At 68.5% G+C, this 20631-nt stretch carries 11 protein-coding genes; 7 read left to right on the forward strand and 4 right to left on the reverse strand.

Annotation, left to right across the window (positions count from 1 at the left end; translation table 11 throughout):
- Positions 1–54: 54 nt before the first annotated feature.
- Both CDN36_RS04735 and hrcA read right to left on the reverse strand, forming a co-directional pair.
- Positions 55–2520, reverse strand: a complete 2466-nt coding sequence (locus tag CDN36_RS04735) for a DUF6600 domain-containing protein (RefSeq protein ID WP_287496104.1) — start codon at positions 2518–2520, stop codon at positions 55–57.
- Between the two features lie 287 nt (positions 2521–2807).
- A complete protein-coding gene (hrcA, locus tag CDN36_RS04740) occupies positions 2808–3836 on the reverse strand; it encodes a heat-inducible transcriptional repressor HrcA (protein WP_150556673.1) in 1029 nt (342 codons plus the stop codon).
- A gap of 116 nt (positions 3837–3952) precedes the next feature.
- Here hrcA and CDN36_RS04745 point away from each other — a divergent pair, with 116 nt between their 5' ends.
- Both CDN36_RS04745 and recN read left to right on the forward strand, forming a co-directional pair.
- Entirely contained in the window at positions 3953–4861 is a 909-nt protein-coding gene (locus tag CDN36_RS04745; RefSeq protein ID WP_502920334.1) for an NAD kinase, read from the forward strand.
- A gap of 22 nt (positions 4862–4883) precedes the next feature.
- Entirely contained in the window at positions 4884–6548 is a 1665-nt protein-coding gene (recN, locus tag CDN36_RS04750) for a DNA repair protein RecN (RefSeq protein WP_150556671.1), read from the forward strand.
- A gap of 13 nt (positions 6549–6561) precedes the next feature.
- Here recN and glnE read toward each other — a convergent pair whose 3' ends face one another.
- A complete protein-coding gene (gene glnE, locus CDN36_RS04755; RefSeq protein WP_287496106.1) occupies positions 6562–9459 on the reverse strand; it encodes a bifunctional [glutamate--ammonia ligase]-adenylyl-L-tyrosine phosphorylase/[glutamate--ammonia-ligase] adenylyltransferase in 2898 nt (965 codons plus the stop codon).
- Positions 9460–9869: 410 nt separating this feature from the next.
- Here glnE and CDN36_RS04760 point away from each other — a divergent pair, with 410 nt between their 5' ends.
- The 4 genes from CDN36_RS04760 to aroG all read left to right on the forward strand — a co-directional run bounded on the left by CDN36_RS04760 (position 9870) and on the right by aroG (position 18228).
- On the forward strand, positions 9870–14249 hold the full coding sequence (locus CDN36_RS04760) for a YhdP family protein (protein ID WP_287496107.1): 4380 nt from the start codon (positions 9870–9872) through the stop codon (positions 14247–14249).
- A 76-nt stretch (positions 14250–14325) separates the two neighbouring features.
- A complete protein-coding gene (locus CDN36_RS04765) occupies positions 14326–15174 on the forward strand; it encodes a carbon-nitrogen hydrolase family protein (RefSeq protein ID WP_287496108.1) in 849 nt (282 codons plus the stop codon).
- Between the two features lie 76 nt (positions 15175–15250).
- Positions 15251–16711 (forward strand): metalloprotease TldD, encoded by a 1461-nt coding sequence (gene tldD / locus CDN36_RS04770; protein WP_287496109.1) that lies wholly within the window; start codon positions 15251–15253, stop codon positions 16709–16711.
- Positions 16712–17154: 443 nt separating this feature from the next.
- A complete protein-coding gene (gene aroG, locus CDN36_RS04775; RefSeq protein WP_150556666.1) occupies positions 17155–18228 on the forward strand; it encodes a 3-deoxy-7-phosphoheptulonate synthase AroG in 1074 nt (357 codons plus the stop codon).
- A 93-nt stretch (positions 18229–18321) separates the two neighbouring features.
- Here aroG and CDN36_RS04780 read toward each other — a convergent pair whose 3' ends face one another.
- Entirely contained in the window at positions 18322–18885 is a 564-nt protein-coding gene (locus CDN36_RS04780; protein ID WP_287496110.1) for a cob(I)yrinic acid a,c-diamide adenosyltransferase, read from the reverse strand.
- Positions 18886–19204: 319 nt separating this feature from the next.
- Between CDN36_RS04780 and CDN36_RS04785 the strand changes: the two genes are divergently transcribed.
- Positions 19205–20626 carry an FAD-binding oxidoreductase gene (locus tag CDN36_RS04785; RefSeq protein ID WP_287496111.1) on the forward strand — a complete coding sequence of 474 codons (1422 nt, stop codon included), beginning with the start codon at positions 19205–19207 and terminating at the stop codon, positions 20624–20626.
- Positions 20627–20631 lie beyond the last annotated feature (5 nt).

Here is a 20631-nt window from a genome sequence, read left to right on the forward strand (position 1 = left end):
AGCGGCGCAGCGAGGCAGTGAGGCCGCAGGGAGGCCGGCCTTCGCGGCGGGATGTCAGCCGCGTGGGGGAACGCCTTCGTGCGACGGGCGATGGGCGACGGACGAGCGCTCGTCGTGCGCCGGTGCCCGCGAGCCCTCAGTATGGTTCTGACGGTTCTCGCGCGGCGCCGGCTGGGGATGCGGGCGTTCCTGCGGCTGGGGATGCGGTGCAGCCTGCGGACGTTCGGGCTGTGGCTGCGGACGCGCTTGCGGCGCGGGCTGCGGTTCCGGATGAGGTTGCGGACGTGCTTGCGGCGCAGCCGGCAACGCCGGGCGCGACTGCGCGCGCTCGGTCTGCGGCTGCGGACTTGGCATGGGCGGGGTTTCCGGACGACGCTCGGGACGAGACTGCGGACCGGACTCCGGGTGTACTGGCGCTCGCTCGTACTGCGGTCGCGGGCGTACCGGCGCCGCCGACTGCCCCTGTGGCACGGACGGCTCGGGGCGAGTCTGCCACTGCTGCGCCCGGCGCGCCGGCTCGCCTTCGTTCGGCGTGTTGGGGGCGTTCGGCACCTGACGCGCCGAACGCGCGGCGCCCGGAGACTGCGGCGATTGCGGTGATTCCGGAGATTGCGGCGCCCGGCGGCGCATCTGCATGTCGCGCTGCGCGGCGTCGTGGCCCGGTTGCATCAGGCCTTGCGGCGCCTCGCCTCGTGCCGGAGACTGCATCGTCGACGAGGGCTGCGCCGGCGTCGCGGCGGCCGGCGGATGCGGCACGCTACGTCCCGGCTGGGGCGCCTGCGGCACGCCGTGCGCGGACGGCGCCGCGCCCGTTGGCGGCAGACCGCCTTGCGCCGACGCTGCCCCCGTCGCCCCTCGGGCAGCCCGGGCGGGTTCCGTGGCGCGGTTCTCACCATCACCGCTGATCGGCGCGCCCACCGGCGTGCGAGTACTGACGACCATCACGCGAGGTTGCACGCGGGCTGGCACGGTGCCGTTGGCGGCATTGGCCCGACCGGCCGGATTGTCCCGTCCCTGCCGCCCGTTCGCGCCGAATGCCAGCGGCGTCCCGCCGGCGTTGGGCACGGGATGCAGGTTGCTCGTCAATTCGCGCGACGTCATCGCGCGAACGGCCGGCGCGCGCGTGGCGAGCACCTGGCGGTTGAACACCCCGGCCGGCGGCGCGCCCGTCGCGGGACGACTGCTGCCGACGAGGCTCTGCTGCACAGGCGCCACGCCCGGCGTGTTGCCCACGCGCCAGCCCTGTCCCTGACGCGGTGCGGCCAACGCCGCGGGCGCCCCCACCGGACGCCCCTGCACGAACGCCTGCGCCGGCAGCGTCGACACGGCGCCGCGAACGTTCCGGTTCACGTACACGTTATTGACGTTGATGTTGGTAATGTTGGTCGTCTTGACGATCGCGGAGCGATTGATGTTGGTGATGTACGCCGAGCTCGCGTGATAGGCCGGACGATACGGGTCGTGCGGACCCAGCGCGAACCAGGCGAGGCCCACGCCGCCCGCCGCAAACGCCACGCCCCACGCATTGCCGCCGCTGCTGCCGCCAACCCAGCCGACCAGCGCCGGCGCGTACACGGGTCGCACGGCGGCCGGCCCCGGCACCCAGCACCAGCGCGCGTCGACATATGCCCAGCGGCCGTAGTGATACGGCGCGAAGCCCCAGGGTGCGTCGTCGATCCACGTCCAGCCCCACGGGTCGACCCAGACCCAGTGTCCCGTCCGATACGGCGCCCAGCCCGAGGGTACGTTGGAAGGCACCCACACGGCGCCGTAGGTCGGCGTCTCCTGCCATTGGCCGTAGTCGTCCAGGCTTTCGAAGCCCGTCATGTCCCGCGGCACGTAGCGCGCGGACACGGATGCGTCCTCCCGGGCATCGCGCTCGCGCATCCACTGATCGAACGTGTCGGCAACGAGCGGCCCGCTCGGTTGCTGCGTGAGGTTCTGCCCGACGAAGGCCACGCGCTGCCCCTGCTGCAGCGGCACCGACGCGCCCTGCCCATACGCCGTGCCCGCTCCGCGCCAGACGCTGACCGTGGTCACGCCATTCGGGTCGACGTCCACGCGGTATTCCCCGGCCTGCTGCGGCACGAACGCCAGATTCGGCGTATCGATCTCGTAGGGCTGGTTCGGGTCATAGCTGCGCAGGCGAACGCCAAGGGTGCCCTGCGTTACGTTCAGTTGCACATTCTCGTCGGTGACGGCCGAGAGCGCGACGCTGGTGGCGGGCCCCATGCGCACGGCCGTGCCGCCCACGTGCATTTCCGCGCGGCTGTTGCGCTCGACCCACACGGCGTCGCCCGTGGTGAGCGGCCGGTTGCGATCGGCATAACGCCAATCGTTGGTGCCGGCCGGGGCGTAGGTCACGGTGCCGGCAAACTCGTTCAGACGCGCGACCCGGCTCGGCGGGTCCGCGCTCTGTGCCTGTGCGAGCGCCGGAACGCCGGCCGCGCCCAGGGCTCCCAACGCGAGCCCGACGCCGAGATAGCGAACCACCGTCCGCCAGGAAATGAGGGGTTTCATAAAGACTCCGGGCCACTCCGGGCCATCACATCGATCACACCCATGACGCCGAACGCGGCATGCGTTGGCGGGCGCGCCATCTCGTCGCTCTGTCCGAATCTTTCGGCGGCCGCCATCGCGTCGGCCGCCGTCGGGGTGCCGCCAGGAACGCCGGTCTCGGAACACCGCTTCGCGCCCCGCTTCAGCTCACCACGAGTGACACTTCGAGCCTAAGCCCGCCGTATGTGACAGCGTGTAAGGGAATGCTACGGGGATGTAACCGGAAGGGAGCCGCCGGGCGCGGCGTCTCAATGCTGGCTGAGCGCGTTCGACAGCAGCTTGGCGGTGATGTCGACGATGGGAATCACGCGCTCGTAAGCCATGCGCGTCGGACCGATCACGCCGAGCGTGCCGACGACTTCGCCGTCGACTTCGTAGGGCGCGGTGATGACCGTCATCTCCTCGATCGGCACCAGGCTCGATTCGCCGCCAATGAAGATCTGCACGCCTTGCGCACGGCTCGAGACGTCGAGCAACTGCAACAGGCTCGTTTTGGACTCGAAGACGTCGAAAAGCTTGCGCAGCCGCTCCATGTTCGACGACAGGTCCTCCACGCCGAGCAGGTTGCGCTCGCCCGAGATGAGCACGCTCTCGCGCGTGGTGTCGGCCATGGCGTCGGAGCCTGCCTCGACGGCGGCCTGCATGAGCGCGCTCATGTCAGAGCGCAAGGCGTCAAGCTCGCCGCGCAAGTAAGCGCGCACATCGTCGAAACTGTGGCCGCCGAAGTGGGCGTTCAGGTAGTTCGCCGCCTCGACCAGTTGTGCCGGCGAATAGTCCTTCTCGGTCAGGATGATGCGGTTCTGCACGTCGCCTTCGGGCGTGACGATGATCAGCAGCACCCGCTTGTCGGACAGGCGCAGGAATTCGATTTGCCGGAAGGTCTGGCTGCGGCGCGGCGTAAGCACCACGCCCGCGAACTGGGACAGGTTCGAGAGCACCTGCGCGGCCGAAGCGACCAGTTGCTGGGGGCCGGCCGGCTGCAGGCGGTTCTGCACCTGCGACGCGAGCTGATGCACGGCTTCCTCGAGCGGGCGCACCGTGAGCATGGTGTCGACGAACAGCCGGTAGGCTCGCGGCGTGGGCACGCGCCCGGCCGATGTATGGGGGCTCGACACGAAACCGAGCGCCTCCAGGTCGACCATCACGTTGCGGATCGTGGCCGGCGACAGGTCGAGTCCCGAGTAGCGAGAAAGCGTGCGCGAGCCGACCGGTTGGCCATCTTCGATGTACCGTTCGATCAGGGTCTTGAGGAGGGTTTGCGCACGTTGATCTAGCATGGCAAAAATTGTAACGCGAAATATGCATACGCGGCGTGCGTCACCCCCGGAACCGGGCCCTCGGTGTGGCGCGCTTGCCAATGGTTGCTGTCATCGACTTATGGTGTAATGGCGGCATGAAAACAGGGAGCCCTTTCAAGACCGTAGCGCTCGTCGGGAAATACCATGCCGACGGTGTTGCCGAGCCATTGCTCACGCTGGCGGCATGCATTGCCCAGCGCGGGCATCACGTGGTGTTCGAGCGCGATACCGCGCGCAACATCGGCACTGCCGCCGACCGGTACGGCACGCTCGACATCCTCGAGATCGGCACGAGCGCCGATGTGGCCGTGGTGGTGGGCGGCGACGGCACGATGCTCGGCGTCGGCCGCCAGCTCGCCGCGTCGAAGGTGCCGCTCATCGGCGTGAACCACGGGCGCGTCGGCTTCATCACCGATATTCCGCTCGACGACATGCGTCAGGTCGTGCCGGCCATGCTCGAAGGGCATTTCGAAGCGGAGCAGCGCACGCTGCTCGCCGCGCGCATCGAGCGCGACGGCAAGACGCTCTACGACACCCTCGCCTTCAACGACGTGGTCGTGAACCGTTCCGGCATCTCGGGCATGGTCGAGCTGCGCGTGGACGTCGACGGCCGCTTCATGTACAAGCAGCGCTCGGACGGCCTGATCGTCGCCACCCCGACCGGCTCGACCGCCTATGCACTCTCGGCCACCGGCCCGATCCTGCATCCGCGCCTGGGCGGCGTGGTGCTCGTGCCGATCGCGCCGCACGCGCTGTCGAACCGCCCGATCGTGCTGCCCGACTCCAGCGACATCGTCATCACGATCACGGGCGGGCGCGAGGTCGGCGCCAATTTCGATATGCAGTCGTTTGCCGAATTGCGTCAGGGCGACCAGATCCTGGTGAGCCGCTCCGAGCATCAGGTAACGTTCCTGCATCCGGTCGGCTACAACTACTACGCCACGCTGCGCCGCAAGCTGCACTGGAACGAGCATATCTCCGACGAAGATACGCCGCAGAACTGACCCACGCCTTCTTCGACACCTCATGCTACGCAGTCTCTCGATTCGCGATTTCGTGATCGTCGATCGTCTCGACCTGGAGTTCTCCGCCGGCTTCACCGTGTTTTCCGGCGAGACCGGCGCGGGCAAGTCGATCCTGATCGACGCGCTCGCGCTGGCCCTGGGTGAGCGCGGCGACGCCAGCATGGTGCGCACGGGGCAGCCCCGTGCCGACATCACCGCCGAATTCGCCGCCGACGCCACCGCCCGTCCCGATCTCGAAGCCTGGTTGCAGGCGCAAGCCCTCTCGCTCGAGGAGCACGGCGGCGTGCTGCTGCGCCGCGTGCTCGACGCCAGCGGCCGCTCGCGCGCCTTCATCAACGGTACCCCGGCCACGCTCGCGCAGCTGCGCGAGCTCGGCGACATGCTGGTCGACATTCACGGCCAGCACGCTCACCAGCAGTTGCTACGCCCCGACGCGCAGCGCCGCCTGCTCGACTCGCATGCCGGCGCGGCCACACTGGCGGCCGACACGGCCGCGGCGCACAAGGAATGGCGCCGGCTGGTCAAGCGTTGCGAGCAGGCGCACGGGCGCGACCGCGAACTGCAGTTGGAGCGCGAGCGCCTCGAATGGCAGACGGCCGAACTCGACAAGCTCGCGCCGCAGGAGGGCGAGTGGGACGAGGTGAGCGCCGAGCACCGCCGCCTGTCCCACGCCGCGAGCCTCATCAACGGCGTTCAGGGCGCGCTCGACGCGCTCGCCGAGGCCGATGGCGCCATCGTGCCGTCGCTCGGCCACGTCGTGCATCAGATTCGCGAGCTGGCGGAGATCGACGCCGGACTCGCCGACGCGCTGGCCGCGCTCGAACCCGCCGAAATTCAGTTGCGCGAGGCCGTGCATTCGCTCACGCACTATGCGCAACGCATCGACCTCGACCCGGAGCGTCTGGCCGTGGTCGAGCAGCGGCTCGATGCGCTGCACTCGGCCGCGCGCAAGTTCCGGGTGACGCCCGAGCAATTGCCGGCCGAACTGGCTGAGCGGCGCGCGCAGCTCGAAGAACTTACGGCGTCACAGGACACGGCGGCAATGCAGGCCGCCGCCGACGCCGCGCACACCGCCTACCTCGAGCTCGCCGGGGCGCTCTCGAAGGCGCGCGCACAGGCCGCGGCGTCGCTCTCGCGCGAAGTCACGCGCGCGATGCAGGATCTCTCGATGCCGGGCGGCCGCTTCGAAGTGGCCCTCCATCCGGCCGGCGAGGCGCAGTCTTTCGGCCTGGAGACGGTCGAGTTTCTCGTCGCCGGCCACCCCGGCGTGCCGACGCGGCCACTGGCGAAGGTGGCCTCCGGCGGCGAACTCGCGCGCATCAGTCTGGCGCTGCAGGTGATCGCGAGCAGCGCCAGCCTCACGCCGACGCTGATTTTCGACGAAGTCGATTCCGGCATCGGCGGCGCGGTTGCCGAGGTCGTGGGCCGCCTGCTGCGCGAGTTGGGGCAGGGGCGGCAGGTCCTGTGCGTGACCCACCTGCCGCAAGTGGCGGCCCTGGGCCATCAGCACCTGCGCGTGAAGAAGCGCAGCGACGGCGATACGACCATGAGCGAGATCGAGCCGCTCGGTCGCACGGAACGCGTCGAGGAGATCGCGCGCATGCTCGGCGGCGTCGAAATCACGGCGACCACGCGCAAGCACGCGCGCGAGATGCTCGCGCTCTGAACCGCGGCCGCCGTTACACCGGCCCGGCGTCCGCGAACACGGAATCCCATAGCGCGACGACCGCGTCGCGTTCGGCGGCGACCTGATCGGCCGGCACGCGCGCCGCCTCCACCCCATCGAGCCGCAGCTTGTGCTGACGCTTGCGGTACGTGCGATATGCGGCCGCGGCGTCCTCGGCGAGCTTCGCGTCGATGAGCCCCAACTGCGCCGCTTCGCGCAACAGCGCGATATTGCCCGCATTGCGGAGCAGCGCCGGGTGCGCGCCCGAATGCAGCAGCACCAGATACTGCACCGTGAATTCGATGTCGACCATGCCGCCGCGATCGTGCTTGAGGTCGAACAGCGCCGTCGGATTCGGATGCCCCTCGAGCACCTTGCGACGCATCGCCACGATTTCCTGCGCGAGCGGCCCCGCTTCGCGCGGCGTGGCGAGCACCTGCGCGCGAATGCTCTCGAACGCCGCCCCGATGGCCTCGTCCCCCGCGCAGAAACGCGCGCGCGTGAGCGCCTGATGCTCCCACACCCACGCGGTGTTGGCATTGCCCTCGCGGAACTGATACTGACGGAAACTCTGGATGTTCGTCACCAGCAGGCCCGACAGGCCGTTGGGTCGCAAGCGAAGGTCGACGTCGAACAACATGCCGGCGCCCGTGTGCGTCGTGAGCCACGTCACGAAGCGGCGGGCGAGTGCGGCGTAGGCGTCCGGCGCGCGCTCGTCGTCATCGTCGTACAGGAAGATCAGATCCAGATCGGACGCGTAGCCGAGCTCCTTGCCGCCAAGCTTGCCGTAAGCGATGACGGAAAAGCGCGGCACTTCACGGTGGCGCGTCGCCACGTGCGGCCACACCGTCGAGATGGTCACGTCGACGATGATGTCGGCCAGCTCCGAGAGCCGGTCGCCGATCGCTTCGACCGACAGCGCGCCCTGCAGATCGAGCAGCAGAATCCGGAACACTTCGGCGTGGTGAGCGCGACGCAGGATGTCCATCTGCACTTCCACGTTGCCGGCCGCGCCGGCGGCGTTCAGGCTCAGCAGCAGTTGCGTCTTGAACGCCGGCCAGTCGAACGGCGCGGCGAGCGCTTCGTCGTCGAGCAATTCGTCGAGCAGTTGCGGGTGGCTGATCAGGTAGCCCGCCGCCCAGCGCGAGCCGGCCAGTACCTTGACCACGCGCTCGAGTGCGCGCGGATATTCGGTGAGCAGCGCGAGGTACGAGCTGCGACGGCTGATGCTCGAGAGCAGATCGAGCATGCGCGCGAGCACGGCGTCCGCTTCGCCGGTGCCCGCCGCGCCCTCCACGGCGCGCTGCACGAGCTGATCGAAACGCCGCCGGCTCTGCTCGCCGAGCGCCTTGTAGCGCGAGGACGTCCACACGGCGCGCAGCCGCTCGAGCGCACCCTCGGCATCGGTGAAGCCCAGGCGCGTGAGCTGGTTGCCCAGATCGCCGGTCTGCGCCTCGTCGGCGAGGCATTCGCTCCACAATTCGGGCGGGCACTCACAATCGCCCGCGCCGGTCGACGCCCGGCCGCCCTTCTGTCCGTTGCCGTTCGCCTTGTCGGCGAAGATCTCATCGAACTGCGCGGCCACGAACTCGCGGTGCTCATCGAGCACGGTCATGAACGTCGCCTCGTCCGCAAAGCCCATGGCACGCGCCACGGCGAGACGGTCGTCGCCGGGCGCGGGCAGGATGTGCGTCTGCGCGTCGTCGAGATACTGGATACGGTGCTCCAGTTTGCGCAGAAAGACGTAGGCGTGGCTTAACTGATCCGCCACGTGCTGCGCGAGCCAGCCGCGCCGGGCCGCTACGCCGAGCACGGCGAGCGTCGGCCGCACACGCAGCTCGGGCTCCTGCCCGCCCCGGATCAGCTGAAACACCTGCGCGGAGAACTCGACTTCGCGAATGCCTCCGCGGCCTAGCTTGATGTCGTTGATGCGCGCCGGCTTGGCACGCGCCCGCCGTTCGGCCTCATGGCGAATCTGCTCGTGCAGCGCGCGAATTGCTCCGATCACGCCGTAATCGAGATAGCGACGGAAGACGAACGGCTGCACCAGCGAAGCCAGCAATCGCTCGATGCGCTTGCCCGGCTCGCTCGCCACCTCCGAGACCAGCCGTCCCTTGATCCACGCATAGCGCTCCCACTCGCGCCCCTGCACATAGAAGTACTCTTCGAGCATGGGCAGGCTGCACACGAGCGGGCCGGAATCGCCGTTCGGGCGCAGACGCATGTCCACCCGAAACACATAGCCGTCGGGCGTGAGCTCCGAAATCAGGCCAATCAGCTTGCGACCGAGCTTCGTGAAGAATTCGTGATTGGAGAGCGGGCGAATCCGGCTCGCCTCGGCCGCATCGGCGCCGTCCGGCGCGCAGGTGTCGCCGTCGTCTTCATAAAGGAAGATCAGATCGATGTCCGAAGAGACGTTCAGTTCGCGCCCGCCGAGCTTGCCCATGCCCACCACACCCAGCGTCTGCCGCTCGCCTTCGGCATTGCGCGGCACGCCGTGAATCGCCTCCAGTTCGCGCGAGAGCACCGCGATGCCCGCCCGCACGGCAAACTCGGCGAGCGCCGTCATCGCCTCGGTGACTTCGGAGAGTTCGGCGCGTCCGTCCAGATCGCGCTGCATGACGGTGCAGATCGCCTCGGCACGCAACACGCGCAGCGCGCGTGCCAGCCCGGCCTCGTCCAGGCCCGGCACGCCCGGGGGCTGTTCAGGTGACGTGGGCGGCGTGGGCGGCATGAGCGCCGTGAGCGTGGCGCCGGTGATGGCCTCGAAGCGGCGGGCGAGCCAGCGGGCGTCCACCGGATGCTCGGCCAGTGTCGGCAGCGCTTCGGCCAGCGCGGGGCGACTCGCCAGCATGCGCGCGGCGTAACGCGAGTAGGACGTGATGTCGATGGGGTCTTCGGGTGAACTCACGGGCGGGCTTCCGGTCAGCACAGGGAATGAGGAGACGCGATGTCTGTCGGCAAGACCGAAACCCAAGCCGGAACGCGCCTGCGGCACCAGGGCCTGCGGCGCCAGACGGTGCGAACGACGGTGCGAACGACGGCGCGAACGACGGCGGTCCGGCATGCCATGCAAGCGCGGCGTGCGAGGAGGTTCGTTCGCGCCGGCGTTGGCCGCCGTCGTCCACGCTCCTCCACCCTCATCCGCCCTCGCCCCTTCGGTGGCCCGGCGGCTTTCGCGAGCTTTCACAGGCTTACCTGCGCGCGATCAGACACCCGATCCCCCGTCTGTTTGCGCGACGGCCGGCCGCTCGGGCGGCACTGGGCTTGTGTTACAGTCTTTGCCACAGAAACTACCACATTCCCTCGTAGACGCGCAGCATGACCGACCGTAAGCCGCCCGCCTCGCCCACTGCGACCCGGTCCTGGTTCTCGTCACTGCCGCGTGGCCTGCGCCTGGCCCTGGAATGGCTGCTGGCGCTCGTCGTCATCGTCTATTTCGGACTTGGTGCCGTCGTCCTCGCGACCCGGTACGTGATCCTCCCGCGTGTTGCCGACTACCGCCCGCAAATCGAAGCGGCGGCCACGCGCGCCATCGGCCTGCCCGTGACCATCGGCCGCGTCGACGCCGTCTGGCGTGGCTGGCATCCGTATCTGACGCTCGAAGACGTGCGCGTGGCGCGCGCCGCGCCGGACCCGAAGCCCAAGGCGCACCCGCTCGCGCGCGTGGCGGTGCCCGCGAGCCGTGCCGATGCGTCGGCGTCCGCTGCGGGCAACGCGCGCCATTCCGGCGATACGGCGAACGCCGCCGTCGCCTATGCTCCGCCGGGCGCCCCGCCGCCGGCCGATCCGGGACTCACACTGCACCGGCTCGACGCCGTGCTCTCGTGGACAAGCCTGCTCCATTTGGATCTGCGCCTGTCCGACCTCACGCTGTATCAGCCGGACCTGACGGTCGAGCGTCTGGCCGACGGCTCGGTGCTCGTGGCGGGATTGCCCATCAGCGGCAACACCGGCGCGTCGAACACGCAGGCCGCCGACTGGCTGATGCGTCAGGCGCGCGTCGTCGTTCGCGGCGGCACGGTGCGCTGGCGCGACGCCACGCGCGACGTGCCCGAGCTCGTCGTCACGCAAGTGAACGCCATGCTGCGCAATCGCGGCTTCGAGCATCGATTTGGCTTGCAGGCCACGCCGCCGGCCGGCATGGTCGCGCCGCTCGACATCCGGGCGCGCTTTACGAGCCCGCTGTTCACGCGCCCCGGCGAAGTCGAGCGCTGGCGCGGACAGGTCTACGCCGAGCTCGGCACGCTCGATCTGAGCGCGCTGGCGCGCTACGTCGATCTGCCGGGCAAGGATTCGCGCGGGCGTGTCGCCGCTCGCGCCTGGGTCGATTTCGACAGCGGCGCGCTCATCGGCGCCACGCTGCGCGCGGCCGGCGAGAACACGTCGGTGCAATTGGCGGACGATCTGCCGCCGCTCACGTTCGACGCCACCGGCGGGCGCATCGATCTCACGCGCGCCGGCGCCCAGGCCGACGCGGGCTGGAACCTGCGCGCGCGCGACCTGACGCTGCAGGCCGCCGGCCGTCCCACGCTCGACGTGCCGGACCTCCGGGGCAGCTATGCCCCCGGCTCGCAGGAGCATGGCCAGCGCATGACGCTCGCCGGCCAGCGCTTCGACATCGGCGCGGCGATGGCGCTCGTGCCGTCGCTGCCGATCGACGCCCAGACCCGCGAGACGCTCGCCAGCTTCCGCCCGCGCGGCCGCCTCGCCAACTTCGATCTCAGCTACCAGGCGCCCAAGCCGCATGGATCGGGCAACTGGCGCGACCTGCCGGGGCTCAAGCAGTTGCCGCCCGAGCGCGACCGGTACCGCGTGGTGGCCGACTTCGAGGGCCTCGGCATCGACAGCCAGGCCAGTCAGCGCCCGCCGGCGCAACCCGGCGCGCCAAACGCCGGGCGCCCCGGCTTCTCGAACCTGAGCGGCCACGTGGATGCCGACCAGACGCGCGGCGCTCTGACGCTCGACGCAAGGAATGCCACGCTGGACTTTCCCGGCCGCTTCGACCAGCCGCGCATCGATCTCGACACGCTGAGCGCGCGCACGTCGTGGCGCGTGTCGCGTTCCGCGGCCCGGCGCGATGCGCCGGCCAACGTGCAGGTGCGTATCGATGCGCTGCATGTGCAGAACGCCGAACTCGCGGGCGACGTGAGCGGCACCTGGCACAACGGCGGCAAGGGCAACGGCATCGTCGACCTGAAGGGCAACATCGCGCGCGCGAATGCCAATGCGGTGCCGCGCTATTTGCCGACCGACATCGGCGCCGGCGTGCGCGACTATCTGCAGCGCGCACTGCTCGCCGGCACGGTGCAAAACGCGCCGTTCGCCGTGCAGGGCGACCTCGAGGACTTCCCCTACGGCAAGGGCGGCGGCAGGTTCAACGTCGACATTCCGCTCGTCGACGTGACGTTCAACCCCTCGCCGCTGCGTCCCGGCCATACGGAAGTCTGGCCCTCGTTCGAGAAGGTGCGCGGCAACCTGCGCTTCGACGCGGACAAGCTGCACATCGCCATCGACTCCGGCACGGTCTTCGGCGTGACGCTCACGCAGGTGCTCGGCGATATCAGCAACATCGGTCAGGACGATTCGACGCTCACGCTCAAGGGCGACGCCAAGGGGCCCGCGGCCGATTTCGTGAAGTACCTCAACAGCAGCCCGGTAGGCCACTGGATCGGCGACTTCACCGACGAGACGCGGGCGAGCGGCACCACACAGCTCGCCATGCAGTTGTCCATGCCGCTCGAGCACACCGACCGCTCGAAGGTCACCGGACGCGCGCGCTTCCTGCGCAACGACGTGACGCTGCTCGGCGGCCTGCCCACGTTCGGCGCCGTGGACGGCGAACTCGCGTTCACCGAGCGTGGCATCTCGCTCGACAACCTGCGCGGCACGTTCCTCGGCGGCGAGGTGCGCGCCTCGGGCGGCAGTCGCGACGACGGCACCATCGCGCTGAACATCAGCGGCACGATGAGCGCGCAAGGACTGCGCGAGAACCGCGAGAACGCCTCGCTCGCGCAGCTCGCCAAGCGCATGACGGGCAGCACGCCGTACACCGCGACGGTCGCGGTGCGCCAGGGCATGACGGAAGTGGCCGTGCAATCGACGCTCGCCGGCCTCGCCGTCAATCTGCCGGCGCCGCTCGGCAAGAGTGCGGAGACGTCCCTGCCCGCACGCTTCACGCTGCGGCCCCAGCCGAACCCCGGCGGGCGCCGCATCGATACGCTCGAATTCGCCATCGGCAGCGTGCAGGCCAACTACGTGCAGCAGCGCATCGGAACGCGCGTCGACGTGCTGCGCGGCGGCATCGGCGTCAATCAGCCGGTGCCGGCCCCGCGCGAAGGCGTGCAGGCGGCCGCACAGTTCGACACGCTCGACGTGGACGCCTGGCGCAGCGTGATTGCCTCGCTCGATAGCGCCGCCGTCACGCCCGGCACGCAAGGCACGCCGCCCGCACCGGCCGCCACCGCCGCGGCCGCGCGTGACGAATTCGGCGCGCTCACGCCTTACATTCCCACGCGCCTCGCGCTGCACGCGAGGCAGGTGCGCCTGATGTCGCGCCTGTGGCCGGAGTTCGTCGTCGGCGCGCAGCGCAACGATCGCGACTGGCAGGTCAGCCTCGCGTCCGATCTGGTGTCCGGCTTCGCCGAGTGGCATGCGCCCGACGCGAAGAGTCCGTCGGGAGCGATTCGCGCGCGGCTCGCGAAGCTCGTCATCCCGCGCGAAGAGCACGGCGAGGACGTTCTCACGCAGGTGCTCGACGAGCCGAGCGATGAATTCCCCGCCATCGACCTCGTCGCGAACGATTTCGTGCTGCGCGACAAGCCGCTGGGCAAGCTCACGCTCAACGCGCACAACGACGTCGAGGACGGCGTGCCCGTCTGGCAGCTCACGAAACTGCAGCTGAGCAACAACGCCGCCACGCTGGACGTGAGCGGCAACTGGCGCACGTCGCGGCGGCGCGCGGCGGCCGCCGGCAGCAACGAGGACGTGCCGCGCCGTACAGTGCTCGACTTCAATCTCGACGTGAAGGACGCGGGCGGCCTGCTCGACCGGCTGGGGCTGCCCAAGACGCTCAAGGACGGCTCGGGCACGGTGTCGGGCCGCTTCGGCTGGCGCGGCGGGCCCGATGCCATCGACTATCCGACGCTCGGCGGGCGCGTGAAGGTCGATCTGCGGCGCGGACAGATCCTGAAAGCGGACCCGGGGCTCGCGAAGCTGCTGGGCGTGCTCTCGCTGCAGACGCTCACCAAGATCATCACGTTCGACTTCAACAGCGTGATCGGCAGCGGCCTGCCGTTCGACAGCATCGACGGCAACGCCACCATGCAGGCCGGCGTGGCCACGACGAACGACCTGACCATCAACGCCAACGCGGCCACCATCAAGATCGACGGCCACACCGACCTCGCGCGCGAGACGCAGGATCTGAACGTGCTGGTGTTGCCGAAGATCAACGCGGCGTCGGCCTCGCTTGCGTGGGCAATCATCAACCCGGCGCTGGGCATCGGCTCCTTCTTTGCGCAACTGGCGCTGGGCGATCAGCTCTCGCGCACGCTCTCGAGCCGGTATCACGTGACCGGTTCCTGGGACAATCCGGTCATCGGACAGGGAAGCGACAATAAGAGTAAGATCGAAACAACGCCGGAGACCCGGCCGCAGACGCAAGACCGCGCGCGATCGCTCGGCATGCGCGGCAATTGAGCGCCTTTGCCGCGCCTGCCGCCGCCCGCTCCCGCCCGCCCATATCCGTCTCAAATCGAGCCCGATTCGCCCAGAAATGACGAGTACCGAAATACAGTCCGCCCAGTTCCCGGCCGCGCCCGTGCGCGTGGCTGCCGTGCAAATGGTGAGCGCGCCCGACGTTGGGCGCAATCTGGCCGAAGCCGCCCGTCTGGTCGCCGAGGCGGCTCACGCCGGCGCGCAACTGGTGCTGCTGCCCGAGTACTTCTGCTACATGGGGCAGCGCGACACGGACAAGCTTGCCTTGCGCGAAACGCCGGGCAGCGGGCCGATCCAGGACTTCCTGTCGCAAACGGCCCGCCGCCACGGCGTCTGGCTCATTGGCGGCACGCTGCCGCTGGCCGCGCCGGAACCGGAGCGCGTGCTCAACACCACGCTCGTGTTCGATCCGCACGGCGCACCGGCCGCGCGCTACGACAAGATCCACCTGTTCAACTTCGTCAAGGGCGACGAGGCCTACGACGAGGCGCGCACGATTCGCCCCGGCGAGGCGGTACGCACCTTCGAAGCGCCATTTGGCCGCGTGGGCCTGTCGGTGTGCTACGACCTGCGTTTTCCCGAGTTGTACCGCGCCATGGGCGACTGTACGCTCGTGGTGGTGCCGGCCGCCTTTACCTACACCACGGGCCGTGCGCACTGGGAATTGCTGCTGCGTGCGCGCGCCATCGAGAACCAGTGCTACGTGCTGGCGTCCGCGCAGGGCGGCCACCACGAGAACGGGCGGCGCACCTGGGGACACTCCATGCTGATCGACCCTTGGGGCGATATCGTCGCCCAGCGTGAAACGCAAGGCGCCGGCGTGGTCGTCGGCGACATCGATCCCGCACGGCTGGCGAGTGTGCGCGAGAGCCTGCCCGCGTGGCGGCACCGCGTGCTGCGAGGTTGATTTCCGGGCTTTCGCCCCCAACTGGCTCCCATATTCGCCCTCATCCACCGAATACCTTTCCTTGGCCTGACACCGCATGAAAATCATCGACACCGGCATCCAGAACCTGGCCACGGCGCGCGAGCTCCTGCTCACGCCGTATGGCCTCGACGAAAGCCACCTGCAACGCGCGCTCGGCGACATCTTCACGCACCGGGTGGACTATGCCGACCTGTACTTCCAGTACACGCGCAGCGAAGCGTGGAGTCTCGAGGAAGGCATCGTCAAATCGGGGTCGTTCTCGATCGATCAGGGCGTCGGGGTGCGCGCCATCGTGGGTGATCGCACCGCTTTCGCGTACTCGGACGACATCTCTGAGGTCGCGCTCAAGGACGCGGCTGCCGCCACGCGCAGCATTGCCTCGGCCGGACGCGGACGCGTAAAGGTCGGCAGCAAGCTCTCGAGCGCCAGCGGCCACGGCCTGTACCTGCCTGCCGACCCGCTCGCCTCGCTCGACGCCAACGGCAAGGTCGCGCTGCTCGAGCGCGTGGAGAAGCTCGCCCGCGCGCGCGACGCGCGCGTCTCGCAGGTCATGGCGGGCCTCGCCGGCGAGTACGATGTCGTGCTCGTCGCGCGCAGCGACGGCGTGATCGCGGCCGACGTTCGTCCGCTCGTGCGCGTGTCGGTCACCGTCATCGTCGAGTCCAACGGACGCCGCGAGATCGGCAACAGCGGCGGCGGTGCGCGCCTCGATTACGGCTACTTCACGGACGAACTGCTCGAAAAGTACGTCAAGGAGGCGGTCGACGGCGCCATCGTCAAGCTCGACGCCCGCCCCGCCCCGGCCGGCGCCATGACCGTCGTGCTCGGCCCGGGCTGGCCCGGCGTGCTGCTGCACGAAGCGGTCGGCCACGGCCTGGAGGGCGACTTCAACCGCAAGGGCTCGTCCGCCTTCTCGGGACGCCTCGGCGAACGCGTGGCCGCCAAGGGCGTCACCGTGGTCGACGACGGCACGCTGTCGAACCGCCGCGGCTCGCTCAACATCGACGACGAAGGCAACCCGACGCAGTGCACCACACTGATCGAAGACGGGATCCTGAAGGGCTACATGCAGGACAGCATGAACGCGCGCCTGATGAAGATGCCGGTCACGGGCAACGGTCGCCGCGAGTCATACGCGGCGCTGCCGATGCCGCGCATGACGAACACATACATGCTCGGCGGCGACAAGGACCCCGAGGAAATCATCAAGTCGGTCAAGCGCGGCCTTTATGCCGTGAACTTCGGCGGCGGGCAGGTCGACATCACCAACGGCAAGTTCGTGTTCTCGATGTCCGAGGCGTACATGATCGAGGACGGCAAGATCACCTACCCGGTCAAGGGCGCGACGCTCATCGGCAACGGCCCCGAATCGCTCAAGGACGTGACCATGATCGGCAACGACATGTCGCTCGACTCCGGCGTGGGCGTGTGCGGCAAGGAAGGTCAGAGCGTGCCGGTCGGCGTGGGCCAGCCGACGCTGCGCATCGAGAACATGACCGTGGGCGGCACCGCCTGAGGCCGCGTTCGCGCCGCGTTTGGCGCAACGCAAAAAATGCGCAAAGCTTAGCAAGACGCCCGGCCCAAACCGGGCGTCTTCGCATGTTTTCCAGAGAACTCGTTTTATCGACGCAAAAGAGGCAACAGAATTGCGACATTTCCGCGCGTTTTTCGCTGCTTTAGCGTGATGGTGCTGTTGCAGCGCCATACGATTCGGCGTATAAAGCTGTTTCTGTGCACGGCGCAAGTTCGCGGTGCAACACCCGAGACCCATTCATGATCGCCAGCAAGTTTTATTTTTACTTTTTTGCGAATCTCACACCGCTGGCGGATGGAGAGGGGTACTTGCAGCAGTAAGCAACGAAACGAATCCTGAAAAACCGCCAGCGAGTCTGGCGGTTTTTTTTTGACCCGTATCCCAAGAAACGAAACGCACTCAGCACTGCCCAGGAGAAAACGACCATGCCTCCCCACAACACCGATGACGTCCGCATTCGCGAGCTCAAGGAACTGACGCCGCCGGCGCATCTGATTCGCGAATACCCCTGCTCCGAACGGAGCGCGGACCTCATCCACCGCTCGCGCGGCGCCATTCACCGCGTGCTGCATGGCATGGAAGACCGTCTCGTGGTGATCATCGGCCCGTGCTCGATCCACGATCCGAAGGCTGCGCTGGAATACGCCTCGCGCCTGGTCGAACAGCGCGAACGCCTCAAGGGCGAGCTCGAAATCGTGATGCGCGTGTACTTCGAAAAGCCGCGCACGACGGTCGGCTGGAAGGGGCTCATCAACGACCCCCACATGGACAACAGCTTCAAGATCAACGACGGTCTTCGCCTCGCGCGCGATCTGCTCGCGCAGATCAACGAACTGGGCCTGCCCGCCGGCACCGAATATCTCGACATGATCAGCCCGCAGTACATCGCCGATCTGGTGTCGTGGGGCGCCATCGGCGCGCGCACCACCGAATCGCAGGTGCACCGCGAACTGGCCTCGGGGCTGTCGTGCCCGGTCGGCTTCAAGAACGGCACCGACGGCAACGTGAAGATCGCCGTGGACGCCATCAAGGCCGCCTCGCAGCCGCACCATTTCCTGTCAGTCACCAAAGGCGGGCATTCGGCCATCGTGTCGACCTCGGGCAATGAGGACTGCCACCTGATCCTGCGCGGCGGCAAGGCGCCCAACTACGACGCCGCAAGCGTGCAAAGCGCCTGCGAAGAGATCGCCAAGTCGGGACTGGCCGCGCGCGTGATGATCGACGCCTCGCACGCCAACAGCCAGAAAAAGCACGAAAACCAGATCCCGGTGTGCGAGGACATCGCGCGTCAGATCGCCGCCGGCGATGACCGCATCATTGGCGTGATGGTGGAATCGCATCTCGTGGCCGGCCGCCAGGACCACGTGCCCGGCCAGCCGCTCACCTACGGGCAGAGCATCACCGATGCCTGCATCAACTGGGAAGACAGCCTGAAGGTGCTCGACACGCTCGCCGACGCCGTGCGGGCGCGCCGTCTGGCACGCGGCGCCGGCAACTGAGCGGCGCTCATGCCGGTGCACCGCCGCCGGCAAACGACCCGAGCGGACCCGAGCGGAACCGAGCGCGGGTGCGGCGCGAACGCCCGTGCGCGGTCAGCCCGCGGCGTTGCCGGCGCGAGCGCGCTGCCAGAGCACGTCAGCGCCGCCGCCCGCATGGTTGAGTGCCCGGGCGAGCACGAACATCAGGTCGGACAGCCGATTGATGTACTGACGCGGGGCGGGCCCCACCGTCTCTTCGGCGCCAAGCGCCACCATCGCCCGCTCGGCCCGGCGCGCCACGGTACGCACCACATGGGCCAGCGCCGCGGCACGCGTGCCGCCGGGCAGGATGAACTCGCGCAGCGGCGGCAGATCGGCATTGAGCCGTGCGAGCCAATCGTCGAGCTTGGCCACCTGGGCCTCGCCAAGCAGCGTGTGACGCGGCATGCTCAGTTCGCCGCCGAGATCGAACAGATCGTGCTGGATGTCGAGCAGCAGCGCGCGGATGTCTTCCGGCAGCGCTTCGCACAGCAACACGCCGATATGCGAATTCGTTTCATCGATCTCGCCGATGGCGACGATGCGCGCACTAGATTTGTCCACCCGCGCGCCGTCCCCGAGGCCGGTCTTGCCGCCGTCGCCCGTGCGCGTGACGATCTTGCTCAAACGATTACCCATCTTCCGATACCTGCCCTTGCGGCACATGCGGCCCGTGCGGCCCGCCGGCGCCCGATGCCGGCCACCGGGACCGCTTGCCGTGCCTGGTTGACATTAACCGGCCGGCGCGCGGCTGCCCATTTTTCGGGCAATTCCGATGGCGCGCTGGCGCGGCAAGTCCGTATGATATGACGCAAAGGGTGGGGAAAAACGCCGTCACGGCGTAAAATCCCCGCTCATGAGGTGTCAGGGGCGCGCCATGGCGTGTCCGAGACCCCGCCCGATATGGAGCGCGCCACCGCCTGACGGCGCTGGCCCCGGAGACCCGAAGGAGAAAGCCGTGAATCACCCCCATCTGCCGTTCGCTGCAAGGCGTCCGTTCCCCGACGCGCTGCTGAGCGAGTTGCAAGCCCTGCTGGGCGAGCGCATCAGCACCAAGGACGCGCTGCGCGAGCATCACGGCCGCGACGAATCTCCGTTCGATCCCATGCTTCCCGATGCGGTCGCGTTCGCGCACAGCACCGAAGAGGTCTCGCAGATCGTCAAACTGTGCGCCCGATACGACGTGCCCATCATTCCGTATGGCGCCGGCTCCTCGCTCGAGGGGCATCTGCTCGCCGTCGAGGGTGGGCTGTCGCTCGATCTCTCGGAGATGAACCAGATCGTCTCGATCAATGCCGAGGACCTGACGGTTACCGTGCAGCCCGGCATCTCGCGCAAGGCGCTCAACGAGGCCCTGCGCGACACCGGACTGTTCTTCCCGATCGATCCGGGCGCGGATGCGAGCATCGGCGGCATGTGCGCCACGCGCGCGTCCGGCACCAATGCCGTGCGCTACGGCACGATGCGCGAGAACGTCCTCGCACTGACGGTCGTCCTCGCCGATGGCCGCGTGATCCACACGGGCACGCGCGCCCGCAAGTCGTCGGCGGGCTACGACCTCACGCGTCTTTTCGTCGGCAGCGAAGGCACGCTGGGCATCATCACCGAAGCCACGGTGCGCCTGTATCCGCAGCCCGAAGCCGTGTCGGCGGCGATCTGCTCGTTCCCGAGCATGACGGACGCCGTGAACTGCGTCATCCAGACGATTCAGCTCGGTGTGCCGGTGGCGCGCGTGGAGTTCGTGGACGCGCTGGCCGTGCGCGCCATCAACAAGCATTCGAAGCTCGAACTGCCCGAAACGCAAACGCTGTTCTTCGAATTCCACGGCAGCGACGCCGGCGTGAAGGAACAGGCGGAGACGGTGGAGATGCTCGCCAGGGAAAACGGTGGCACCGGCTTCGAATGGGCCACTCGCACCGAAGACCGCAATCGCCTCTGGAGCGCACGCCACAGCGCGTACTTCGCCATGCTGCAGCTCAAGCCGGGCTGCCGCGCCGTGACGACGGACGTGTGCGTGCCGATATCGCGTCTGGCCGAGTGCGTCGGCGAGACCGAGCAAGACCTGCGTGCGTCGAGCCTGCCCTGTCCGATCGTGGGCCATGTAGGCGACGGCAACTTCCACGTGGCGATCCTGATCGACCCGGACAAGCCCGAAGAAATCGCGGAGGCCGAACGGCTCAACCAGCGCATCGTCGAGCGCGCGATTCGCATGGGCGGCACGTGCACCGGCGAACACGGCGTAGGGCTGCACAAGATGGGCTTTCTCGTGACCGAACACGGCGAGGACGCCATCGACGTGATGCGCGCGATCAAGACGTCGCTCGATCCGCACAACCTGCTCAATCCGGGCAAGATTTTCCGGTTGCGCCCGGCGGACTGAGGGCC

The organism is Pandoraea sp. CB10b_02 (assembly GCF_002216225.1).
GTDB classification, from domain to species: domain Bacteria; phylum Pseudomonadota; class Gammaproteobacteria; order Burkholderiales; family Burkholderiaceae; genus Pandoraea; species Pandoraea nosoerga.